2 protein-coding genes are annotated in these 6,000 nt (G+C 57.4%); one reads left to right on the top strand and one right to left on the bottom strand.

Features of this window, described 5'->3' with window-relative positions:
• Positions 1 to 111 precede the first annotated feature (111 nt).
• On the bottom strand, positions 112 to 4,074 hold the full coding sequence (putA, locus tag ACSZO4_RS14040) for a trifunctional transcriptional regulator/proline dehydrogenase/L-glutamate gamma-semialdehyde dehydrogenase (protein WP_437889598.1): 3,963 nt from the start codon (positions 4,072 to 4,074) through the stop codon (positions 112 to 114).
• A 407-nt stretch (positions 4,075 to 4,481) separates the two neighbouring features.
• Between putA and putP the strand changes: the two genes are divergently transcribed.
• Positions 4,482 to 5,990: a sodium/proline symporter PutP gene (gene putP / locus ACSZO4_RS14035; RefSeq protein ID WP_437889597.1), complete on the top strand. Its 1,509-nt coding sequence runs from the start codon at positions 4,482 to 4,484 to the stop codon at positions 5,988 to 5,990.
• Positions 5,991 to 6,000: the final 10 nt, after the last annotated feature.

The raw sequence follows: 6,000 nt of genomic DNA, 5'->3' as shown, positions 1-6,000 counted from the left end.
CCCGGCCCTCTCCCTGGAAGGGAGAGGGAGAAAAACAAACCCTATTCACTTTTAAGCACATTTGTCAGCAATCTCAAACGCCCGGATTATCTCCGGGCGTTATCTCAGGGGTTACCCGATGGTCATCAGGCTGGCATTGCCGCCCGCTGCTGCGGTGTTAACACTCAGCGAACGTTCAATCCACAGCCGCTCCAGCGCAATATTGCTCTCACCACGGGCAAAGCCCTGTACCGAGACAATCGCCCCTTCACGGGCCGCGACGTTGCCGCACAGTTCACGCAACTGATCGGAGTCGCCATGGTAGATAACGGCATCGAAGGCTTCGCTCATCAGAGCATCCGCAGGCGTCAGGGCAATAGATCCCGCCAGCTGATCCGGCAGCTGTTTTAACAGCTCGCGATGCAGCTCATCTTCCGGCCACAATACCTTACAGCCGCAGGCCAGCGCGGCGGCCAGTTGCAGCAGGCTGTCTTCGCGGGTATCTGCCATACACAACACCCGCTCACGCGGCAGGAAGGTCAGGGTATTGCGCTCCCCGGTTGGGCCCGGGAGAATACGCTGGGTGCCTGCCTGTGACCAGTCGGCGAATTTCTGGCACTGAGTCTGTAACTGCGGATTGTCCGCCGCCCAGGCTGTTAATACTTCCAGCGGCTGGATCAGGGCGTTCTTCACTTGCGTATCCGGCGTCAGGGACGCGTGCTGACGGGCGAGGGTGCGCACCACGGCATCCTGGGGGCGGCTGGCAAGCAGGCGATAGAGATAGAGTGGGCCGCCCGCTTTTGGCCCGGTGCCGGACAGGCCTTCGCCGCCAAAAGGCTGCACGCCAACCACCGCGCCGACCATATTGCGGTTTACATACAGGTTGCCGACGTGGGCGCTGCCGGTCACCTGGGCAATGGTCTCATCGATACGGGTATGTACCCCCAGGGTTAAGCCGTAGCCGGAGGCGTTGATCTGAGCCAGCAGCGCGTTGAGGTTGTTCCGGCTGTAGCGCACTACATGCAGCACCGGGCCGAAGATCTCTTTTTGCAGCTCGTCAATACTCTTAAGCTCAATCAGCGTGGGCGGCACAAAGGTACCGGTATGCCATTCACGGGCATCGATGCTGTTTTCCTGCACGGCCTGGAAGACGCTTCGGCCTTTGGCGCGCATGGCGGCGATATGTTTCTCAATATTGTCTTTTGCTTCAGAGTCAATGACCGGGCCGATATCGGTGGTCAGTCGGCCAGGGTTGCCCATCCGGCATTCACCCATCGCGCCCCGCAGCATGGTGAGGGTATGGTCGGCGATTTCATCCTGCAGGCACAAAATACGCAGCGCAGAGCAGCGTTGACCGGCGCTGTCGAAAGCCGAGGCCAGCACGTCAATCACCACCTGCTCGGTCAGCGCTGAAGAGTCAACGATCATGGCGTTCATGCCGCCGGTTTCTGCAACCAGCGGCGTGGTGCGACCTTGCGCGTCCAGGCGCGTGGCAATATTGCGCTGCAACAGACGGGCAACCTCGGTGGAGCCGGTAAACATCACGCCGCGCACCCGCTCATCGGCGGTCAGTTGCGCGCCAACGGTTTCACCGCGCCCCGGCAACAATTGCAACACGCCTGCGGGCACGCCCGCTTCCAGCAGGATGGCGACACCCTGAGCGGCAATTAGCGGCGTCTGTTCTGCCGGTTTCGCCAGCACCGTGTTGCCTGCGGCAAGGGCGGCGGCAATCTGCCCGCTAAAGATAGCCAGCGGGAAGTTCCACGGGCTGATACAGACTACCGGCCCCAGTGGACGGTGGGTGGTGTTGTCGAAATCGTGGCGCACCTGGCCTGCGTAGTAGCGCAGGAAGTCGACCGCTTCACGTACTTCGGCAATGGCATTGCTGAAGGTTTTGCCTGCTTCGCGAACCAGCAGACCAATCAGCAGCTGCATTTGATCTTCCATCAATACGGCTGCGCGTTCGAGGATCGCTGCTCGCTCATGGGGCGGGGTGGCGAACCAGATAGGCGCCTGATTGCGGGCATTTTCCAGCGCCAGCGCAACTTCGTCGGGGGTGGCTTCACGCACGTAACCGACAATATCTTTCGGCTCAGCCGGGTTAATGACGGGCTGCATCTCCCCCTCAGCAACCGGATCTTCAAGCAGCGGTCTGGCCTGCCATTTATGCAGCGCGCCGTTGAGTAATGAAGAGGAGAGGGAGGCCAGACGGTGCTCGTTGGCTAAATCCAGTCCCGCCGAGTTGACCCGCCCCTGGCCGTACAGTTCGCGCGGCAGTGGAATTTTGGGATGCGGCAGGCCTGGCTGGCCCTCCTGGTGGGCCATTTTTTCCACCGCGCTGACCGGATCGGCCACCAGTTCTTCCAGCGGCAGAGTGGCGTCGGCAATACGGTTAACGAAGGAAGTATTGGCCCCGTTTTCCAGCAGGCGGCGCACCAGATAAGCCAGCAGGGTTTCATGGGTGCCGACCGGGGCATAAATACGGCACGGACGGTTGAGTTTACCGTCGCTGATTTTCCCCACCACCTGTTCATACAGCGGTTCGCCCATGCCATGCAGGCACTGGAACTCGTACTGGCCCGGATAGTAGTTCTGGCCCGCCAGTTGGTAGATAGCGGCCAGCGTATGGGCATTATGGGTGGCAAACTGCGGGTAGATAAGATTGGGCACTGCCAGCAGTTTTTTCGCGCAGGCAAGGTAGGAGACGTCGGTGTACACCTTGCGGGTATAGACCGGGTAACCTTCCAGCCCGTCCATCTGGGCGCGTTTGATCTCGCTGTCCCAGTAGGCGCCTTTCACCAGACGGATCATCAGACGGCGACGGCTGCGGCTGGCAAGATCGGTAAGATAATCAATCACAAACGGACAGCGTTTCTGGTAGGCCTGGATAACAAAGCCAATCCCGTTCCAGCCTGCCAGCTCCGGCTCGAAACACAGTTTTTCCAGCAGATCGAGGGAGATTTCCAGGCGGTCGGCTTCTTCGGCGTCAATATTGATGCCGATATCATACTGACGCGCCAGCAGGGTCAGGGATTTCAGACGGGGATAAAGCTCCTCCATCATCCGATCGTACTGTGCACGATTGTAGCGCGGGTGCAGGGCCGAAAGCTTAATAGAAATACCCGGACCTTCGTAGATCCCGCGTCCGTTAGAGGCTTTGCCAATGGCATGAATCGCCTGCTGGTAAGAGAGCATATAGGCCCCGGCATCAGCGGCGGTGAGAGCGGCTTCCCCCAGCATATCGTAAGAGTAACGGAACCCGGTCTCTTCCAGTTTGCGCGCATTGGCCAGGGCTTCAGAGATGGTTTCCCCGGTCACAAACTGTTCGCCCATCAGGCGCATCGCCATGTCGACCCCTTTACGGATCAACGGCTCGCCGCTTTTACCGATAATGCGGTTCAGCGAGCGCGAGAGATGGGTTTCATTATGGGTGGAAACCAGTTTGCCGGTGAATAGCAACCCCCAGGTGGCGGCGTTAACAAACAGCGATGCGCTGCGGCCAATATGCGACTGCCAGTTGCCGTTGCTGATTTTGTCGCGGATCAGGGCGTCACGGGTGGCTTTGTCCGGAATACGCAACAGCGCCTCGGCGAGACACATCAGCGCCACGCCTTCGTGAGAGGAGAGGGAGAACTCCTGCAACAGGCTCTGGACCATGCCCGCACGGCCGGAGGCTGTCTTCTGATTCCGCAGTTTTTCCGCCAGATGGTATGCCAGTTGTTGCGCCTTCTCCGCAATGGGTTGGGGAAGACGCGCCTGCTCCAGCAGCATGGGGACGGCATCGGTTTCCGGGCGACGCCAGGCGGCGGTGATCGCGGCCCGGGTAACGGACTGCGGCAGGATATTCTCAGCAAAATCAAGGAAGGGCTGCGGATTGTCCTCGAAGGGGGTTCCCGGCTCGTCATTATCCCCGGCGCCTGGGTTCCAGGTCGTGGGCAATTCCGGGATCGCTTCATTGTTTTCCAGTTTTTCCAGATAACTGAAAATCGCCTGCTTAATAAGCCAGTGTGGTGTGCGATCAATCTGCGCGGCTGCCGCTTTCAGGCGTTCCCGCGTTGCCTCATCCAGCTTAACCCCCATGGTGGTGGTGCCCATGCCTGTCTCCTGTTTGTTCGTTTTCAGCAGACTATCCACTATGTTGCAACTTTGTGCAACCTTGTTAAATGTGACCTCGTTTGCAAGGTTAAAATAGAGTTATAAGTTAATTGTATGTTGCTTGTATTGGAGGCTGTTCTAACGTTATCAGAGAGACAAGTTTGCGCCAGATAACACTTTTTTAAGGTGCAACCTGCAAAAGTGTGATTAAGTGCAACCTGTAAGAAAATCCCAATAATTGCGGGATGAAATTGATGTAAATGCAGTGTTAAATCAATTGTGAATAAGTAAGGCTTCCGGCAGGATACGGTCGCCTCATACAACAAACACATCATCACCCCGTTCCGGTGATGGATAAAAGCGGCAAATATGGCGTTTGCCGACGCATAATCCTGGAGAATTTTTTGATGGCAATTAGTACACCTCTGCTGGTGACATTTCTCATTTATATCTTTGGCATGATCCTGATAGGGTTCTTTGCATGGCGTTCGACGAAAAACTTCGACGATTATATTTTAGGTGGCCGTAGCCTGGGCCCGTTGGTGACTGCGCTGTCTGCCGGGGCATCCGATATGAGCGGCTGGCTGCTGATGGGGTTGCCGGGGGCTATTTTTATCTCCGGGATTTCAGAAAGCTGGATTGCCATTGGCCTGACGCTGGGTGCGTGGGTTAACTGGAAGCTGGTGGCGGGGCGCTTACGTGTTCACACTGAGCACAACAACAACGCCCTGACGCTGCCGGACTACTTCACCGGGCGCTTTGAAGATAAAAGTCGTCTGCTGCGCATTATTTCTGCCCTCGTTATTCTGCTGTTTTTCACCATCTATTGTGCATCCGGCATCGTGGCCGGTGCGCGCCTGTTTGAAAGCACCTTCGGCATGACCTATGAGCACGCGCTGTGGGCCGGTGCGGCGGCCACCATTATCTACACCTTTATTGGTGGCTTCCTGGCGGTAAGCTGGACCGACACCGTGCAGGCCAGCCTGATGATTTTTGCCCTGATCCTGACGCCGGTAATTGTGATCCTCTCGGTGGGGGGCTTTGCGGATTCGCTGGAAGTCATCAAACAAAAGAGCATCGAAAACGTCGATATGCTCAAGGGGCTGAACTTTGTCGCCATTATTTCGCTGATGGGCTGGGGACTGGGTTATTTCGGCCAGCCGCATATTCTGGCGCGCTTTATGGCCGCTGATTCGCACCACAGTATTGTGCATGCGCGTCGTATCAGTATGACCTGGATGATCCTGTGTCTTGCCGGCGCAGTTGCCGTCGGCTTCTTCGGGATTGCGTACTTTAACAACCACCCGGAACAAGCGGGCGCGGTTAACCAGAACGCAGAGCGGGTATTTATTGAACTGGCGCAGATCCTGTTTAATCCGTGGATTGCCGGGATCCTGCTGTCGGCCATTCTGGCGGCGGTGATGTCGACCCTGAGCTGCCAGCTGCTGGTGTGCTCCAGTGCGTTAACTGAAGATTTCTACAAAGCCTTCCTGCGCAAAAATGCGGGTCAGACTGAGCTGGTATGGGTCGGTCGTGTGATGGTGCTGCTGGTCGCGTTGATTGCTATTGCGCTGGCGGCGAATCCGGAGAACCGTGTGCTGGGTCTGGTGAGCTATGCCTGGGCAGGCTTTGGCGCAGCGTTTGGTCCGGTGGTTCTGTTCTCGGTGATGTGGTCGAAAATGACCCGCAACGGGGCGCTTGCCGGAATGGTGATTGGCGCGGTGACCGTTATCGTCTGGAAACAGTTCGCCTGGCTGGGCCTGTATGAAATCATCCCAGGCTTTGTGTTTGGCAGTATCGGTATTGTGGTGTTCAGCCTGTTGGGTAAAGCGCCGTCTGCCGGGATGGAAAAACGTTTTGCCGAGGCGGATGCGCACTATCACTCTGCGCCGCCGTCCCGTTTGCAGGCGGAGTAACCGCAGTCAG

The organism is Phytobacter sp. V91 (assembly GCF_965644225.1).
Classification (GTDB): Bacteria; Pseudomonadota; Gammaproteobacteria; order Enterobacterales; family Enterobacteriaceae; genus CBFFRJ01.
This window is presented reverse-complemented; position numbering and strand designations above follow the sequence as displayed.

Bases quoted from the DNA above. Each gene is read 5' to 3' on its own strand.
- putA (WP_437889598.1), bottom strand. From the start codon at position 4,074: ATGGGCACCACCACCATGGGGGTTAAGCTGGATGAGGCAACGCGGGAA.
- putP (WP_437889597.1), top strand. From the start codon at position 4,482: ATGGCAATTAGTACACCTCTGCTGGTGACATTTCTCATTTATATCTTT.